We start from the raw sequence: 16361 nt of genomic DNA, 5'->3' as shown, positions 1-16361 counted from the left end.
TCTATTCTTTTATCTGATCATCAATGATATCGCGGAGTTCTTTCAGTTGCTTTTGACTGAGTTTAGCATTCGATGTAAAAAAGGAGGCAAACTGTGTTACCGAGCTGTTGAAAAAACGATCAATCATGGAAGTCATTTCTTCCTTGAAATATTCCCCTTTTTCTATTTTTGGATAGTATTCACGGGAATTTCCATACACTTTATAACCTACAAGATCTTTGTTCTGCATTCTTTTAAGCAAAGTTGCAATAGTAGTTGCAGCGGGCTTGGGGTCAGGATAGGTTTCCAGAATATCCTTCATGAAAATTTTTTTCTTCTCCCAAAGAATTTCCATGAGAATTTTTTCAGAATCTGTTAATTTAATCTCTTTCATTCTACAATGCTGTAATTTGTTCTACAAATGTAGAATAAAAAATGAAACTAACAAATTTTATGGCATTATTTTTCCATTCATTATACAATCACCAATCCTAATATTATGAGAATCAATCAATTTTATGTCCCGATAATGAGTCTTTTTCTTATTTTGTCATCGTGCAAAGAAAATCACGCGAATGCTCAGAAGACCGAAAACGATGGAAGTGTAGAGACGGAGAAACCTAATTCTGATTACAAACCGGCATTTAAAGGACAGACAAGAATCAAGGCAGTAAAGACTGCAACAGCATATAATGTAGAGATATTAAACAAAGATTTAGGAAGACCTTGGGGAATTATCAATTTACCTGATGGAAAGTTTCTGATCACGGATAAGAATGGTCACATGAATGTTGTTTCAACGGATGGGAAACAGGTGTCAAAAATAGAAGGCTTTCCAAAAGTGGATTCAAAAGGGCAGGGAGGAATGCTAGATGTAGCTCTTGATCCTGATTTTACTGCTAACAATATTATTTACTTCAGTTTTTCAGAACCGTTTGGAAAAGGAAATTTAACTTCCGTGGCGAAAGGTAAGTTGTCTGCAGATCTCAAAAATATCTCAGATGTAAAAGTTATTTTCCGTGCTGAGCCTTCTTATGATGGAGATAAACACTATGGAAGCCGTCTGGCTTTTGATAAAGATGGACATTTATTCGTGAGTACAGGAGAAAGATCGGATAAAGTAACCCGTGTGTACGCACAGAAAACGGATAATTATCTTGGGAAAATCCTGAAAATTACAAAAGACGGTAAGCCTGCTCCTGGAAATCCTTTTATCGGAAAACAAGGCTATAAGCCTGAAATTTATGCTTATGGTGTGCGTAACCCGCAAGGAATGGCAATTGATCCTAATGGAAATCTCTGGGATGTGGAAATGGGACCGAGAGGTGGGGATGAAATCAACCTGATCCAACCCGGAAAAAATTACGGATGGGGAGATGTAACGTATGGAATTGAATATTCAGGAGACAAAGTAGGGCAGGGAATCACCCAAAGAGAAGGAACTGAACAACCCGTCTATTACTGGGATCCTGTGATTTCTCCAAGCGGAATTACTTTTTATACAGGAAATATCGAAGAGTGGAAAGGAAATCTGATCATCGGATGCTTAAGTGGCGAACATATTGACAGAATTGTCATGAAAGATAATAAAGTCATCGGTGAAGAACGTCTTCTGGCAGATCAGAAAGAACGTTTCCGCGATGTATTGAACGGAATGGACGGAAATCTTTATGCGGTAACTGACAGTGGCAAATTGTATAAGATTTCAAAAAAATAAAATAAAAAAACTCCTGGAAATTTTCAGGAGTTTTTATTTTCAATTAAAACTTAAAGTTAAGTCTGGCAAAAACCTGTCTTCCGGCAAATCCCATCTGAACAGGGTCAAAAATACCTCCGCCTTCTGTATTTCCATCACTTACATGAGTGGTTTGCAGCGTAGGATATCTGTTGAACAGGTTTTTACTGCCCAGGGTGAGGTTCAGATTCTTACAAAATTCATAGCCAAAAGAAAGATCAGTAGTTACTTTTGGATTATATACCTGTTCTGTACCATCATACCCAATCAGTGTTGCTTTGTCAAACCTTACCAACTGCAGATTCGCATTGAATTTGTTGATCTTATAATTGAGGTTTAAATTGACTTTTGTTTTTGGAGCAGAAGCGAGAATAAAAGCTTTTTCTCTTTCGCTCAGGTAAATATCTTCCTTCCCTGCAAGCTTTTCTGAAGTATTCACTTTTGTGATTTCCATATCATTATAGTTTCCGGCTAAGGTAGCAGTCAGTTTCCCGGAACCAAGGTTTTCACTATAGTTTAAAATAAGGTCAACGCCTTTCGTACGGGTATCGATTGCATTAGAAAAGAACTGTACCTGGTCAATAAATGGATTATCTGCCTGAACATCTGCCGGCAGGTCTGCCTGTGCAAAATATCCGGTAAGAACAATTCTGTTTTTTACCTGAATATAATATCCATCCACTGTCGCCGTGAATTTTCCTGTGTTGAAAGTAAATCCGGCACTTCCGTTCACAGAGGTTTCCTGCTTCAACTGAGGAATTCCCAGACTGCTTGCAATGCTACTATCGTTAGAAGCAAGCTGAATAGTAACCAATTGGCCACCCTGAAAGTTGGTAAACTGCTGGCTGTAGTATTTCTGAGCCAGAGAAGGTGCTCTGAATCCGGTAGAAACGGAACCGCGGAAGGCAAACTGTGAAGTGATCGCATATCTTGTCGCAAATTTTCCATTTAAAGTGCTTCCGAAATCATTATAATTTTCAAATCTTCCGGCAACACTTATCATCCAGTTTTTTGTAACGTCAAGCTCAGTATCTACATAGGCCGCAAAGTTATTTCTGCTTTTACCAATGTCTGAAGAATATCCAGGGAATCCCTGGGAACCACCTGGTCTTACATTACCGCTTAAAGGATTAGTGACAAGAAGGTTTTGGGGTGTACTGGCAGTCACAGGATTTCCATTTACATCATACATGCTATAAGAAGCTTCTTCTCCTTTGATAATATCAAATTTTTCATACCTGAATTCCGATCCGAAAGCGATATTCAACCCTTCCAGCACTTTGAACTGTTTCACAGCATTAAAACCTGTTGTATTCTGTAATAATGAATGTCCTCCTGCATTAAAGCTTGTAGGTGATTTGATCCCCAGAGTGGCATTAATCGTATTGTCAATCTGATAGGTAAATCTGTTGTTGCCAAAAGCATTATAAAAATCTACGTCCCATCCGGCAACCTTGAATCTCAGGCCGTTATCAAACGTAAAATCTGTAATGCTTGTATTTTCAATCGGATTGAATCCTGTAGGATAAATTTCAGGAATATTTCCGTCGGCATCTGCTGATCTGGTCCATGCGTAGGCTTTGGTATTTCTGTGAGAAAAACCTTGACGGGAATAGAATTTCAGACCATCAGATAAAGGAAGCTCAATATTTCCGAAAAAGTAAATATTTTGCGCTTTTGCATCCCCGAAACGCTGTCTCGGAGCAGTATATAAGTCAGGATTTGCATTTCGTATCGCATAATCTTTGTTCATAAACTCTACGGTAAAGTTTCCAAAACCTCCTTTGGAGCCTATTTTGGTTCCTAAATTTCCACTGAAATCAAAGGTGGTTCCGTCTACTTTATGATCTGAGACAACATCATTATTCCCCGGGCTTTTAAAAAGATTCATTCCATAAAAAGCATTTCCTTCAAAACCTTTGTCACGGTCATTCAGAATTACATTGATTACCCCTGCAATGGCATCAGATCCATATTGAGCTGAGGCTCCGTCACGAAGGACCTCCACTCTTTTTATCGCACCAATCGGAATGGTATTCATATCGTATCCGGTATTTCCTCTTCCTTTGGTTCCGAAAAGGTTGATCAGTGAAGACTGGTGATATCTTTTTCCATTCAACAACAGCAAAGTCTGATCCGGCCCAAGTCCTCTTAGGGTGGCAGGATCTACTGCATCAGCACCGTCAGATCCTGATTGTTTGTTGGAGTTGAAAGATGGCGCAGAAAACTGTAAAAGCTGGTTGATTTCTACTTGACCTGTTGACTGGCTTACCTGTTTAATGTCGATGATATCAATAGGAACAGGTGTATTCACTACGGTTCGTTTTTTATTCCGGCTTCCGGTGATGGCCACTTCGTCAATCTTCGATTCTTTCAGGGTATCCTTTATTTGCTGGGCATAAGATAAGGTAGAAACTCCAAGAAAAATAATGCTGATGTATTTTATTTTCATATTGATAATTTTGAGTGGTGATTTAATCAAAATTATCAATATTTATTTTTAAATCCATATTAAAATTAAATATTTAGTATGGATATCTTAATTTAATAAAGATTTGTGTTAAATTGAGAAAAATAATAACTTATTATTGGAATTTGATGAAAAATTTTAATATTAAAAGCTGGTAATGATTCTGTTAATTCCTTCTTCTAAAATTTCCTGTGAAGTGGAAAAACAAATTCTGATATGTCCTTCTGCTCCTTTTCCGAACCATCTTTCTGATCCGGGAACAATGGCAACCTTTCCCTGCTTTAAAACATGTTGGGCAAACTGATCGCTGGACATTCCGTTTTCAATCTTCGGAAAGAGTACAAAAGTAGCCTCAGGCAGATTGGGAGTTACAATTTCTGAGCGGCTTAATAATGTAAAAGCAAAATTTCTGTTACTCTGTAAATGAGCTAAAAATTCCTTATACCAAGGCTTTGCTTTCTCCAGAGCTACACTTCCGGCAATCTGGGACAAAGTAGAAACGCCTTCTATTGTTGAATTGAAATTGGATTTTTCTGTAAAGTCTTCAAGAATATCCTGGTCATTACACAATACAGCTCCAATTCTCAGTCCTGCAATTCCAAATGATTTTGAAAAGCCATAAACGGTAAAACTTTTTCTCTTTGCCTTCTCAGAAACAGAAGAATAAGTGTGGAAGTTTTTGTTATCATAAATAATATCACTCCAGATTTCATCACTCATCACCCAAAGATCATGAGCTGAAGCGATTTCTGCTATTTTTATTAAAACTTCCTTAGGGTATACTTTTCCCAGTGGATTGTGCGGATTGCAGATGCTGATAAGCTTCGTTTTGCGATTGATTAAAGAATCCAGTTTTTCAAAATCAATGTCTCCCGTTGTTGTATCTACAGGGCAAAGCATCACTTTTCCACCTGCGGTTTCTACTGATTTTTTGAAAAGGAAATCTACAGGATCCAGAATGATGGCTTCATCTCCCGGGTTAAGAACATAAGAGGCGATCAGGAACATTCCCTGGGCGGCACTGTTGACTGCCAGAACATTTTCCGGGAAAAAGCTTCCATGTTTCTCATTGTTAAAATGATCTGCAACACTTTTTTTGAATTCCGGAAGACCGGAAAACGGTCCGTAGCTTAAATAGCCGTCTTTCAGGTATTCAATAATTCCCTGTTCTATTTCAGGGGCTGTCCTGAAGTCCGGATCTGCAGCGGTAAGGGGAATAATGCCTTCCTCTAAAGTTGCCCATCTTCCGTTGTAGGCTTTTCTTTTCAGTGCTTCAAAATTGATATCGTTATTGCTGAACATATTTATTTGTAAGATATGGGTAAAATATTTTCTGATTGTTGATGGAGCGGGAGCAGGAACTGATTGAGCAATGTTCTTCCGTTATTGATATGAGTCTCAATTTCAGGTTTCCTTTTTGCTTCATATTTTCTGAAGGCTTCCTTTTTATCTTCTTCTTCAACTAGATATTTCGTTAATGTAAAAGAATCCTTCAATGCAGAGGTTACACCCTGGCTTGTAAACGGGATCAGTGGGTGTGCTGCATCTCCGATGAATACAATATTATCTTGATAAAACGGATTCAGTTTTTCCAGCTCATAAACACACCATAAATGTACGTTTTTATAGTCGGATTTCTGTATAACTGATGGGACTAAAGGATGCCAGTTCTCAAAAACTTCAAGCATATATTTCTTTAGATTCTCTGCTGAGCGGTCGTTGATCATATATTTTTCATTGTCAAACTGTGAATACCAAAGAATGGTATCATGGGTGAGTTTAAGAATACCAAAAGTTAACCCACCGTCTTCATGATGGAATTTTATAAAGTCATTTTCAATAGAATCTGCAATTTCCTTATCCTGAATGATATTCACTACTTCACTTTCCCTTACCACTTTCATGATTTCATCTTTAAAAAGACGGCTTCTGATACGGCTTCGGGAACCATCAGAAATGACCGCTATTTCTGCATCAATATCAGTTCCATCGGAAAGTTTTAATTTTCCGTTCTGCTGATCATCGGGGGTTATGGTGTGTTTGTAGGTTATTTTTTCAGGAGAAATATTTTGAGCCAGGAGATCAATCAATGAATTTCTTGAAATGGCAAAAACATGGTTCAGTTCTTTTTCTGCCAGTATTTTTCCCGTATGGGAGTATTGTATGTATTTCTTTAAAAAATTCCCATGCTTAAGAAGAAGGTCCGGATCTATGATCTGATAAAGGTATTCCATTCCCTCCTGTGGAATAAGAAAACCATGACCTGCCAGATCTTCCTTTTTTCTTCTTTCGTAGATGTGATAATCAATCTTGTATTTTTCTAAGTAATTCGCCATGCTTAAGCCGGAGATACCGGCGCCCACGACAGCAATTTTCTTCATTTTCGGAATAACGGATTTTTCAGGTTGGTTCTCAAGTATTTTTATATCTGTTTTACCAGATCGGTACAAAATTAAAATTAAAAACATTCACTATTTCAAAAAAGGAATTAATTTAATTGAGTTTTCTGAAAAATAAAGTGGTAAGAATAATATGTTGGGTATGATAAAGAAATATGTTTGATTTATATTTATTTGTAAAATATAATATCTGAATGATTTTAAACCAGTTATGTTTGTTTTTTTGAAAATAAGAGGAACAAGATTGCTCTTGTATAGGGAGCTTTTTGAATTTTAATGCATAAAAAAACCGGAAAAAAATTCCGGTTTTATGATTAAGCTTTTTCAAGCTGAACAGTAAAGTGTCTTAAGATTTCCGGTTCCCAGGTGATTTTGTATCCTTTTGCTATTTCTTCTCGTCTTTCATAAACATTCTTGATAGCAGCAGCAATATAATCCATATGGTTATTGGTATAGGTTCTTCTAGGAATCGCCAGACGTACCAACTCTAACTTAGGATAACGGTTTTCTCTTGTGGCAGGATCTCTGTCTGCCAATAGTGTTCCTATTTCTACAGTTCTGATCCCTGCTTCTTTGTAAATTTCAAGTCCTAATGTCTGTGCTGGATATTCTTCACGGGAAACATTGGGAAGGAAGTTTAAAGAATCAATGAATACAGCGTGTCCTCCGATTGGTTTTTGAACCGGAATTCCGTATTCAATTAGTTTATTTCCTAAGTATTCAACCTGAGAAATCCTACTTTCAAGATAAGCGAACTCAGTAGCTTCATCAAGACCTACAGCCAATGCCGCCATATCTCTTCCAGCCATTCCTCCGTAAGTAATAAATCCTTCGTAAATAATGGTAAAGTTGGAAGCTTTTCTGAAAACTTCTTCATTATTTAAAGCAATGAACCCACCGATATTTACTAAACCGTCTTTTTTAGAACTCATTGTCATCCCGTCTCCGTAAGAGAAAATTTCCTTACAGATTTCTTTGATGCTTCTGTTTTCCTGTCCTGCTTCTCTTTTTTTGATGAAGTAAGCATTCTCTGCAAATCTCGCTGAATCAAAGAATACAGGAATTCCATATTGGTCAGAAAGTTCTTTTACAGCCTTCATGTTTTCTAATGATACAGGCTGCCCTCCTGAAGAGTTACATGTAATGGTAATTAAGCAGAAAGGAATATTTTCTTTTGGATGGCTTTTATAAACTTCTTCAAGCTTTTCAAGGTTGATATTTCCTTTGAAAGGGTGAAGGTCATTAATATCAAAAGCTTCATCAATAGTACAGTCTATGGCATGTGCCTTTCTGATCTCGATATGCCCTTTTGTGGTGTCAAAATGAGAGTTCCCCGGAACTACATCTCCTTCTTTTACCAATACTGAGAAAAGAACGTTTTCTGCCGCTCTTCCCTGGTGTGTAGGCAATAAATATTTGAATCCTGTAATGTTCTCTACAGTTTTCTGTAACTGTTCAAAAGAACGGGATCCTGCGTAGCTTTCATCTCCGGTCATTAAAGCAGACCATTGTCTATCAGACATTGCTCCGGTTCCTGAATCGGTAAGCAGGTCAATATAAACATGTGAAGATCGTAAATTGAAAAGGTTATAATTAGCTTCTTTAAGCCATTGCTCTCTTTCTTCTCTGGTAGATTGGTAGATTTCCTCCACCATTTTGATGCGGAAAGGTTCCGCGTACGGTAATTTCATGAGTTAAATTATGTTTTAAATTGTTTGTAAAGAAAATGTGTTTGAAAATAATTTTCAAAATTCATCAATGTATAAATAAGGCTGGGAAGTATTATTCCGGAGCTTTAAATATATTTTCATCAGAATGGAATCCGGCTACACCGCCGCTCACTGCAAACTTCATTGCAGAAGCCGCAGTCATTCCCACTACAGGTTTGATGTTTTTTTCTTCAGTAACAATTACCCAGCCCGAGATGGCGTACGAGTGGGGAAGATATACCGCAACGTAATTATGCTTGTCAACGTCCGACATTTCTTTTTGGGTTAAAAAGCCGATTCTCCAGATTTCCGGATTTTCATTGGTTTTTACCCATACAGGATCGTTGAATTTTTTCTTATCACCTACGAATGAAGACATCACGTCTTTCGTAGGAGTGTAAATATGCTTTACTCCCGGAGTTTTTTCCAGTAAGCTGTCCATCGTATCGAAAAAGAATCTTCCGACCACGAATTTATTTCCTAAATACCCTAAAATAGCAGTAAAAAGTATGATTGATACGAAAACAAGACCCGGGATCTGCTTTGCAAGAGAAGGAACAAGATTGTCAATTGCACTTACAATATACCAGATTACAAAAATGGTAAGCCCGATAGGACCAATAATAACCAGCCCCTGAAAAAAGTTTTTCAGAAATAGATTGGCAATATTTTCAAAACTTGGCTTCTTCAATGTGTATTCTTTACTGTTTCTATTTTAACCGTGAATAGTTTCTTTGTTTCCGTAAGATTTAATGATGCTGGCTTCATATTCCAGCCATTCTTCCCAACGTTTGTTTACTTTTTCCGGATCTCCAAGCTGTCTTGCAAATCCAATGAAAGTGGTGTAATGATTGGCTTCAGAAATCATAAGTTCTTTATAGAAAACTTTAAGTTCTTCGTCTTTAATGTTTTCAGTAAGAACCTTGAATCTTTCGCAGCTTCTTGCTTCAATCATAGCAGCAAAAAGCATTTTGTCTACGATGAGGTCTTCTCTTTTTCCCTGAACGATAAATTTCGCCAGTTCATTCACGTAATCATCTTTTCTTGCTCTTCCAAAGGTATGTCCTCTTTTCTTAATGATCTCATGCACCTGATTGAAATGATCCAGCTCTTCCTGTGCAATGGCAAGGAGTTCTGTCACAATCTCAGGATATTCCGGAAGCATTGTAATCAGGCCTATAGCATTGGTAGCTGCTTTTTGCTCACACCAGGCATGATCTGTTAAAATTTCTCCGATGTTTCCTTCTGCAATATTTGCCCACCTTGGATCGGTAGGGAGTTTCAACTTAAACATGTTGTAAAATTTTTGTAAATTTAAACAAATTGAGATAAGAAATGTGACTTTATTTCAATTTGATCGCTAAAGTCTTAAGATGCGGTCTTTCTTCTTAAGAATTCCAGAATCTTCCAGCCTGAAGCATCCACTTTTTTCAATCCTGCAGAAATAATGAAGGCTAACATGATATTAATACCATAAATAATGATCATTAAAATCCACCAGGGCATGTTTTCTTTTAACGGGACTACCAGGAAATAAACCAATGAAGAGCTGATTCCCTGTGCAAAGTAGAAGAAAATAGCATTCTTTCCGATGTGGGTGACGAAATTTTCTTTTGTGATCTTTAATCGGTTATAAAGAACAAATAAGGTTACCAGAGAGAATAACGCCCAGATGATATAAGGGATTTTTGGTGGGAATTTGTTTTTATTGATTTTATAAAAAATTTCTCCTCCATAATACCAGAACATCCATGCAAGAGCAACTCCCACAAGTGCATACAAGACAGGAATTGCTTTGGCCGGAATCTTTTTCCCACGCATTTTGTTTCCAATTAAAAATACAGCAAGATAAAAAGCTACGTATCCCACCTGTCCGGTTGGATAATATTCCGGGAAGATGTTAAATAATAAAGTTAAACCTATGCAAAGCCCGATAAACCAATTGATATGTTTCGGGAAGAATCTTAAGATAAGAACACCCAAAACAGTGAGGATATAATAAACTTTAAGATACCAGAAGCTTCCCATCACCACAGGAAAAGTGTCAGCATTTGTATATTGATGCAGATACCAGTTACCCAGATTTTCCCATTGAGGAGTTGTTGAAATGCCGATAGCAGAATATTTGGATCCAAATGTGGAATAAAAGCTTTGAAGCCATTCCATAGAAAAGAAGCTCAGTCCGAAAACTTTAAAGAAGTAATCTAAAAAGAACAGAAAAGTTACAAATATCATATAGGTAATCTGCAGTTTCAACAGGCGGTACAATGTTTTTTCAATATTGGCTCCGGATGTAATCCCGCTCAGGGCATAAAAAAGGGCAACGTCAAAAACAAGTGAGAAGACTCTTACTTCTGCAGGAATATAAAACTGCCCAGACCAGAAAGCAGTATGGATAAATATGATAGAAAGTGTAGCCAGTCCTTTGGCGAAATCAATATAGAGATCTCTGTTCATTATAGATTGCTTGGAATTTTTTTATTTTTTCAAAAATACAAACAAATTGATTTTATAGAACATAAAAAGATTTTTAAAACAAAAAAGGGGCGGAACATACTGCCCGCCTCCTTTCTTAAATATGCTAAAAATGAATGTTCTTGTTTATTGAAGATGCTTAAATTCTTCTGCGGAAATTTCTCCTGACTGAATTTTTCTCAGCTCATCGATATATTGACTCATGTAGGCGTCAATTTCAGGATTTACTGTGTTTTTAGCCATCTTGTAAGTTCCGTTTAATACTCCCTGATAATAATAGAAGAAATTATAATCGAAATTGGAAGCGTTAAGATCATACTGTCCTAAAAGGAATCCTAAACGAACTGCAGATCTTCTTTGTGCAGGTGTTCCGTGGTGTCCGGGATTGGTCGTCTGATAATCTCCGATACTTTGAGCAAACTCATAGGCGGCTGCAATTTCCGGGAAGCTTGTTTTATTGTACCCGTTAGGTCTTCTCAAATAGTATCCTGCAAAACCGTCAGCTTCAAGCTCGTTAGGTCTGGCCGTGTTTTCGTTTACAGATGGAAGTCCAAAGATATACTGCAGCTGATGTCCATACTCGTGAGCAAGGATCATTGCATTCACAATATCACCGCCTTTTGATTTTGCATCATAATAGATGGCGTATCCGTAATAGATCTTTCCGGTTGAATAGGAAATTGCATTATACGTTGAATTGTAATTGGATGGATCATTCACAAATCTTAGTGTAGGATTGCTTCTTCCCCACATACTTGCAATCTTAGTCATCTGACCGTTCATGAAATTGGTGTCTGTGGAATTTTGAAGTCCGGTTAGTAAAACTGAATTTGCGCTCCAGTTGTTATCTACATAAGAGCAGATTTTTTCCAGATCTCCCGGCTGATCAATTTTTGCACTAAGTTCTTGCTGAGGTTGAACATTGTTGTCCATTTGGTCATCACTACATGCTGTCAATGAAGTTACAGCAATGGCGCCTGCTAGTAAGCAGAGATTAAAGTTTCTTTTCATATATAAATTCAATTTGGTAGAACGAAGGTATGAAATTATCTCTTAAGTGTGAGTACATTATTAAAAAAAATTATTCAAAACATAGTGAATAGGATTTTATTAAAAAAACATTGCTTTGATTGTAAGCTAATTAGAAATTTATATGTATATTTGCACCTCGAAATAACTAAAAATTTATAAACAATGTTTGCAATTGTAGAAATAGCAGGGCTTCAATACAAAGTTGAGCAAGACCAGAAGTTGTTTGTAAACCGTTTAAAAGGAGATAAAGGAGGAAAAGTTTCTTTCGATAAAGTTCTTCTTACTGTAAACGGTGCAATCACTGTAGGCGCCCCAGCTGTAAACGGAATCACTGTAGAAGCAGAGATCCTTGACCACGTTAAAGCTGATAAAGTAATCGTTTTCAAAAAGAAAAGAAGAAAAGGTTACAAAGTGAAAAACGGTCACAGACAATCTTTAACTCAAATCGTAATCACTGGTATTACTGGTTTTGAAGGTGGAGCTAAAAAAGCTACTGCTAAAAAAGAAACTGTGAAAGGTGAAGTTCTTTCAGACAACGCAACTGTTAACTTTAGTGAAGATCACGAGTTGAACTATCATTTAAAGAAAAACAACTTGTCTCAGTCTAAAGAGAACAGAGAAACTTTAATTACTTTAGGTAAAGCAGTTAAAGTGGAATTAGAAAAGAATATTCTTACTCATGAAGAAGTAGATGCTGCTATCATCAAGAATATCGATCAATTTAAAGCACTTAATAAATAATCCAGTAATAAAATGGCACACAAGAAAGGAGTCGGTAGTTCCAAGAACGGTAGAGAGTCTCACTCTAAAAGATTAGGTGTGAAGATTTTCGGAGGACAAGCAGCTATTGCCGGAAATATTATTGTTAGACAAAGAGGTACTCAGCACCACCCAGGTGATAACGTGGGAATCGGTAAAGATCACACTTTGTTTGCATTAGTAGATGGTAAAGTAGTTTTCAGAAAGAAAGCAAACAACAGATCTTTCGTATCTGTAGAGCCAAACGCATAATTTTGTAAGCGTTTTATAAAAATTAAAGCCTCAGCATTTGCTGAGGCTTTTTTTATTTAGTAATAGTCCATATTGTATTGTGTTCATTTCTTTGTGAAATATTTTATATTTGTTAACTGTCCAATTTTGAAACAGTTGCGTATGCCGAAAAGCAAAAAGAGTAGGCAGCCTATTAAAACAAAATATCTATGAAAAATGTAAGAAAATTAAACAGAGAGAATTTAAAAAGGTTAACAGGAGGAGTGGCCGCAGTTTGTCCCTCTATGTTTCAGTCTTGTGATGAATGGTGCAGATGGTCACCATGGTAAAAATCACACTGTATGCTTTCTCAGCCATGTACAGAATGTTTTGAATGATATAAATAATCTTCTTTAAGACTTTTTACAGCGCTGAACCTTTTTATATTAAGTTAAAAAAGCTTAAATAATATCCTATGGTGGTGAAATAATTATATATTTGTCCGTTATCAAATGAAAAATCATTGCGGAAGCCGAAAAGCAGAGAGAGTAGGCAACAAATAAAACTAAATAATCATGAAAAATTTGAAAAAATTAGCGAAGAAGAATCTTAAAGAAATCAATGGAGGAGCAGCTTTAGTATTATGTCCACCAAAACCCATTACATCATGTGACATCTGGTGCGGAATGACAAAAGAACAGAAAATGCGTTGCCTGCTTGATGTAGAAGAACCTTGTGAGTGCTTTTAATCATCATCTCAGACTTTTTTATAAAGCTGAAAATAAAAGATCGGCGGCTTCAAAGAAGCCGCCGATCCTGTTTTATATTATATTTTTGTTTAGAATCCTACCTGGAATCCTGCTTTAACCCCAAATTTTGAAATATCCGGTCTGTCAAGATAATTTCCTCTCCAGTTGAAATCTACTCTGAAGATTCTAAGGTTCCCGATTCCTATATTTTCAATCCCGAATCCGTATTCATAATAAATATGTTCACTTGGCGCGGAATATTTAAAACCTTCTACGTTGATTGCCTTGGAAGCATCACTTAACGTTCCGTAAGCTCCTCTGATGAATGCAACTTCTCTGAGTTTCAGTTTTTTAATCAAAGGAATATAAGAAAGGATCTTACCGTTAAAATGGTGTTCCAGTTGAAGTGTAGTATAAGCATCCGTAACAAACTCATAATAGTTAAGCTGAGAGAATGTATTCGGTACCAAACCATAGGAAAGATTGGCTGGAATGATATTCTGTAATGCCAGAGGAACTGTGTTGAAATTCTTTCCTGCCTCAAAATTCACTACCAATTTACCCATGCTTCCAATTAAAAATGGTTTATAAAGCATGAATTGAAGCTTATCATAATTGAAGTCAGCATTAAATAAACCTTCAATACCTCTGGTGTATCTTAAAACAATCGTTGGTGCAAGGTTTCTGGCTTGGTAACGGTCAATTCCGGTTTGTGAGAACTTTGCTCCCGGTTTTGCAATTAAGCTGATGGTAACGTGAGAATCATTAACAGTTTGTCTTAGCTGGCCGTCTTTGTAATACATCAGGTTAAATTTCTCGGGAATTGCAGATTTAATGCTCTGCATTACTCCATCTACTCTTATCTGAAAGTTTTTCCAGGGTTCAATAGCTGCAAAAACACTTGTTTTGTTTACAGAACTTAAGGAAATGTTTTCTCCTCTTGCAAAAAAGGTACTGGAAGATGATGATTGCGGGGTAACGCCATCACCGGATGTAAGCTGTCCTCCAAGCTGAACGATATCTCTGCTGGTTCCTGCTCCAATCATAAATCGGTTAAGCTTATTGAACATATATCTTGCTTCCACGCCATATTTAAACTGTTGATCTTTGAACCCATAAGCTGTATAAAACTGAGCTCTCCAGGTATCATTCAATCCGAAATAGGTTCTTGCTCCTAATCTTATTCTGTCTCCTTCCACTTCATTTCTTCCATAAATAGAGAAAATAGGACCAATATCTATTCCTTTAAAGGCATTGTAATATCGCGAACCAAGGGTTTCAAACAGTTTTACCATCCTGTTGAATTTCGGGGTCTGCTGAAGCTGGTCAAGCATGTTGTAAACACCCTGCTCAGCTTTGGATAAAGTGTCAGGTCTGGCTTTGGTCCAGTATGCATCATCTTTATTGGTGAATTTATCTTCATATTCCTCTTCCGTGCGTTTGAATACTTTTGGATCAAGAGGTTTATTAAATTGATATTCAGAATAATCTACTGATCGTTTGGCTATAATACTTTTAGCGCCTTTCTTTTTTGAAAAAGGGCTCATTTCAAATTCTGTAATCAGTTTTTTAGGAAGAAAAGTTGTTTCGTCAGGATTGTCATATTCTACCTGGGTATAGACACTGTTGACGAAATTTACATTGATTTTCTGGGTTGACTTTAACGTTGCTCCTAAAACGGCATAGGTATCCGTATCTATATAAAGGTTTCCCTGAAAGGCAAGGATATCCTTTCTCTTGGGTTGATATCTGATCTGAAAGGCTTTCTCCCCACGGATAGTAATAGTGTCCATAAGACTGTAGTCGTAGGTGCTAAATCCATCTGTTCCCACAGGACTCTGGAATCCGATATCGAAATAATTAAGGGTATTGTCGTAGATATTAATATCACGGTACAGGTTTTTAGCAGAAACAGTAATCACCTGATTGTCCTGGAAACCTGAAGTTTTTTGAGCCACCAATGTTCTCTTGCTGTCTTTATCAGGTCTGTTTTTACCAAAATTCTCATATACGGCTTCATTTAAAAAGATGGGAAGTCCCAATCTTCCGCTGGCTGTAGAATCAGCATAATCGAAAATGAAATCCAGTTTATTGAAAATCTTTTTCTTCATGAAGGCGCTGTCCAGATTGTTCAGGTCGAATTGAGTTTTTTCGTATTCTTTAAAGGAATACGTATCAAATTTTTCTAACCCGTTATTTCTTTTTTGAGCCCATACTTTTTGCATAATAGCATACGCAGGGTTTTCTTTTTTATTCTTGTATTTAGTCTTACCGCTTTGAAGGACAATCTCCTGAATGTCACTTACTTTAGCCTGGGAAAGCTGTACGAAAATATTTTCAGCATTTTCAGGGGTAATATCAAGCGTTTCTGTAGTATAACTTTTTCTGGAAAATTTTAGCTGATGAATAATACTGTCTGACTGAACGATGAAGCTGCCTGAAGTTGTCGTCAGGGCAGGTGTTTTGCTGTTGTTGATAAAAATATCAACTTTAGTAAGTTCTTTGTTGCTTTTTTCGTCAACCACCCTGCCGCTGGCCCGGTTTTGAGCGCATACGGAACTGGAGAGAATCAGGAAAAAAAATAAAAGATAGTGTTTTTGGGAGTTATTGTTTAACATCATTCGTTTCTTCAGGCAATTAGCATAAACAAAAAGTATGCAGTTTATTTAAAAAACAGGTAAAAAAATAAAATATTTTTAGTCTACCATATAAAACGACAAATGTAGCGAAAATTATATACGGGTTCATTAAAATTAAATGAGAAATTTTAATGCTTACAGGATAAGAATCAGAGGATTAATAACAAGTGAAAAGTCCAGGCATCGATCCATTATTTCACCGTTC

At 36.8% G+C, this 16361-nt stretch carries 14 protein-coding genes; 4 read left to right on the top strand and 10 right to left on the bottom strand.

Translation table 11 applies throughout. The features are described 5' to 3' along the window. Nucleotide 1 precedes the first annotated feature (1 nt). Nucleotides 2–373 (bottom strand): BlaI/MecI/CopY family transcriptional regulator, encoded by a 372-nt coding sequence (locus DYR29_RS14580; protein ID WP_142718766.1) that lies wholly within the window; start codon nt 371–373, stop codon nt 2–4. A gap of 105 nt (nt 374–478) precedes the next feature. On the opposite strand from DYR29_RS14580, the gene DYR29_RS14575 reads away from it, so the two are divergent. Further along, nucleotides 479–1696, top strand: coding sequence for a PQQ-dependent sugar dehydrogenase (locus DYR29_RS14575; protein ID WP_213277438.1), 1218 nt, complete (start codon nt 479–481; stop codon nt 1694–1696). A gap of 43 nt (nt 1697–1739) precedes the next feature. Here DYR29_RS14575 and DYR29_RS14570 read toward each other — a convergent pair whose 3' ends face one another. The 8 genes from DYR29_RS14570 to DYR29_RS14535 form a co-directional block, all read right to left on the bottom strand. Beyond that, the gene (locus tag DYR29_RS14570; RefSeq protein WP_213277437.1) at nt 1740–4166 is read right to left on the bottom strand and encodes a TonB-dependent receptor plug domain-containing protein; all 2427 of its coding nucleotides are present in this window, start codon (nt 4164–4166) and stop codon (nt 1740–1742) included. Between the two features lie 162 nt (nt 4167–4328). Then, nucleotides 4329–5486: a pyridoxal phosphate-dependent aminotransferase gene (locus DYR29_RS14565; protein ID WP_213277436.1), complete on the bottom strand. Its 1158-nt coding sequence runs from the start codon at nt 5484–5486 to the stop codon at nt 4329–4331. A gap of 2 nt (nt 5487–5488) precedes the next feature. Further along, complete coding sequence (locus DYR29_RS14560) at nt 5489–6565, bottom strand: FAD-dependent monooxygenase (RefSeq protein ID WP_213277435.1); 1077 nt, start codon at nt 6563–6565, stop codon at nt 5489–5491. Nucleotides 6566–6897: 332 nt separating this feature from the next. Next, nucleotides 6898–8274 carry a tryptophanase gene (locus tag DYR29_RS14555; protein ID WP_213277434.1) on the bottom strand — a complete coding sequence of 459 codons (1377 nt, stop codon included), beginning with the start codon at nt 8272–8274 and terminating at the stop codon, nt 6898–6900. 91 nt (nt 8275–8365) lie between these two features. Then, nucleotides 8366–8983 (bottom strand): DUF502 domain-containing protein, encoded by a 618-nt coding sequence (locus tag DYR29_RS14550; protein ID WP_047377240.1) that lies wholly within the window; start codon nt 8981–8983, stop codon nt 8366–8368. Between the two features lie 24 nt (nt 8984–9007). Then, nucleotides 9008–9586: a tRNA-(ms[2]io[6]A)-hydroxylase gene (locus tag DYR29_RS14545; protein ID WP_213277433.1), complete on the bottom strand. Its 579-nt coding sequence runs from the start codon at nt 9584–9586 to the stop codon at nt 9008–9010. A 74-nt stretch (nt 9587–9660) separates the two neighbouring features. Continuing rightward, nucleotides 9661–10749, bottom strand: a complete 1089-nt coding sequence (locus tag DYR29_RS14540) for an acyltransferase family protein (RefSeq protein WP_213277432.1) — start codon at nt 10747–10749, stop codon at nt 9661–9663. A 144-nt stretch (nt 10750–10893) separates the two neighbouring features. After that, nucleotides 10894–11778 carry a metalloprotease gene (locus tag DYR29_RS14535; RefSeq protein ID WP_047420759.1) on the bottom strand — a complete coding sequence of 295 codons (885 nt, stop codon included), beginning with the start codon at nt 11776–11778 and terminating at the stop codon, nt 10894–10896. Between the two features lie 183 nt (nt 11779–11961). Between DYR29_RS14535 and rplU the strand changes: the two genes are divergently transcribed. From rplU to DYR29_RS14520, 3 genes are all read left to right on the top strand, one after another. Then, on the top strand, nt 11962–12540 hold the full coding sequence (gene rplU / locus DYR29_RS14530) for a 50S ribosomal protein L21 (protein WP_213277431.1): 579 nt from the start codon (nt 11962–11964) through the stop codon (nt 12538–12540). A gap of 12 nt (nt 12541–12552) precedes the next feature. Further along, complete coding sequence (gene rpmA / locus DYR29_RS14525) at nt 12553–12810, top strand: 50S ribosomal protein L27 (RefSeq protein WP_027372929.1); 258 nt, start codon at nt 12553–12555, stop codon at nt 12808–12810. Between the two features lie 533 nt (nt 12811–13343). Further along, nucleotides 13344–13517 carry a bacteriocin-like protein gene (locus DYR29_RS14520; protein WP_213277430.1) on the top strand — a complete coding sequence of 58 codons (174 nt, stop codon included), beginning with the start codon at nt 13344–13346 and terminating at the stop codon, nt 13515–13517. 89 nt (nt 13518–13606) lie between these two features. Here DYR29_RS14520 and DYR29_RS14515 read toward each other — a convergent pair whose 3' ends face one another. Then, complete coding sequence (locus DYR29_RS14515; protein WP_249413507.1) at nt 13607–16042, bottom strand: DUF5686 family protein; 2436 nt, start codon at nt 16040–16042, stop codon at nt 13607–13609. Nucleotides 16043–16361: the final 319 nt, after the last annotated feature.

Source organism: Chryseobacterium indologenes, from assembly GCF_018362995.1.
GTDB classification, from domain to species: Bacteria; Bacteroidota; Bacteroidia; order Flavobacteriales; family Weeksellaceae; genus Chryseobacterium; species Chryseobacterium indologenes_G.
This window is presented reverse-complemented; position numbering and strand designations above follow the sequence as displayed.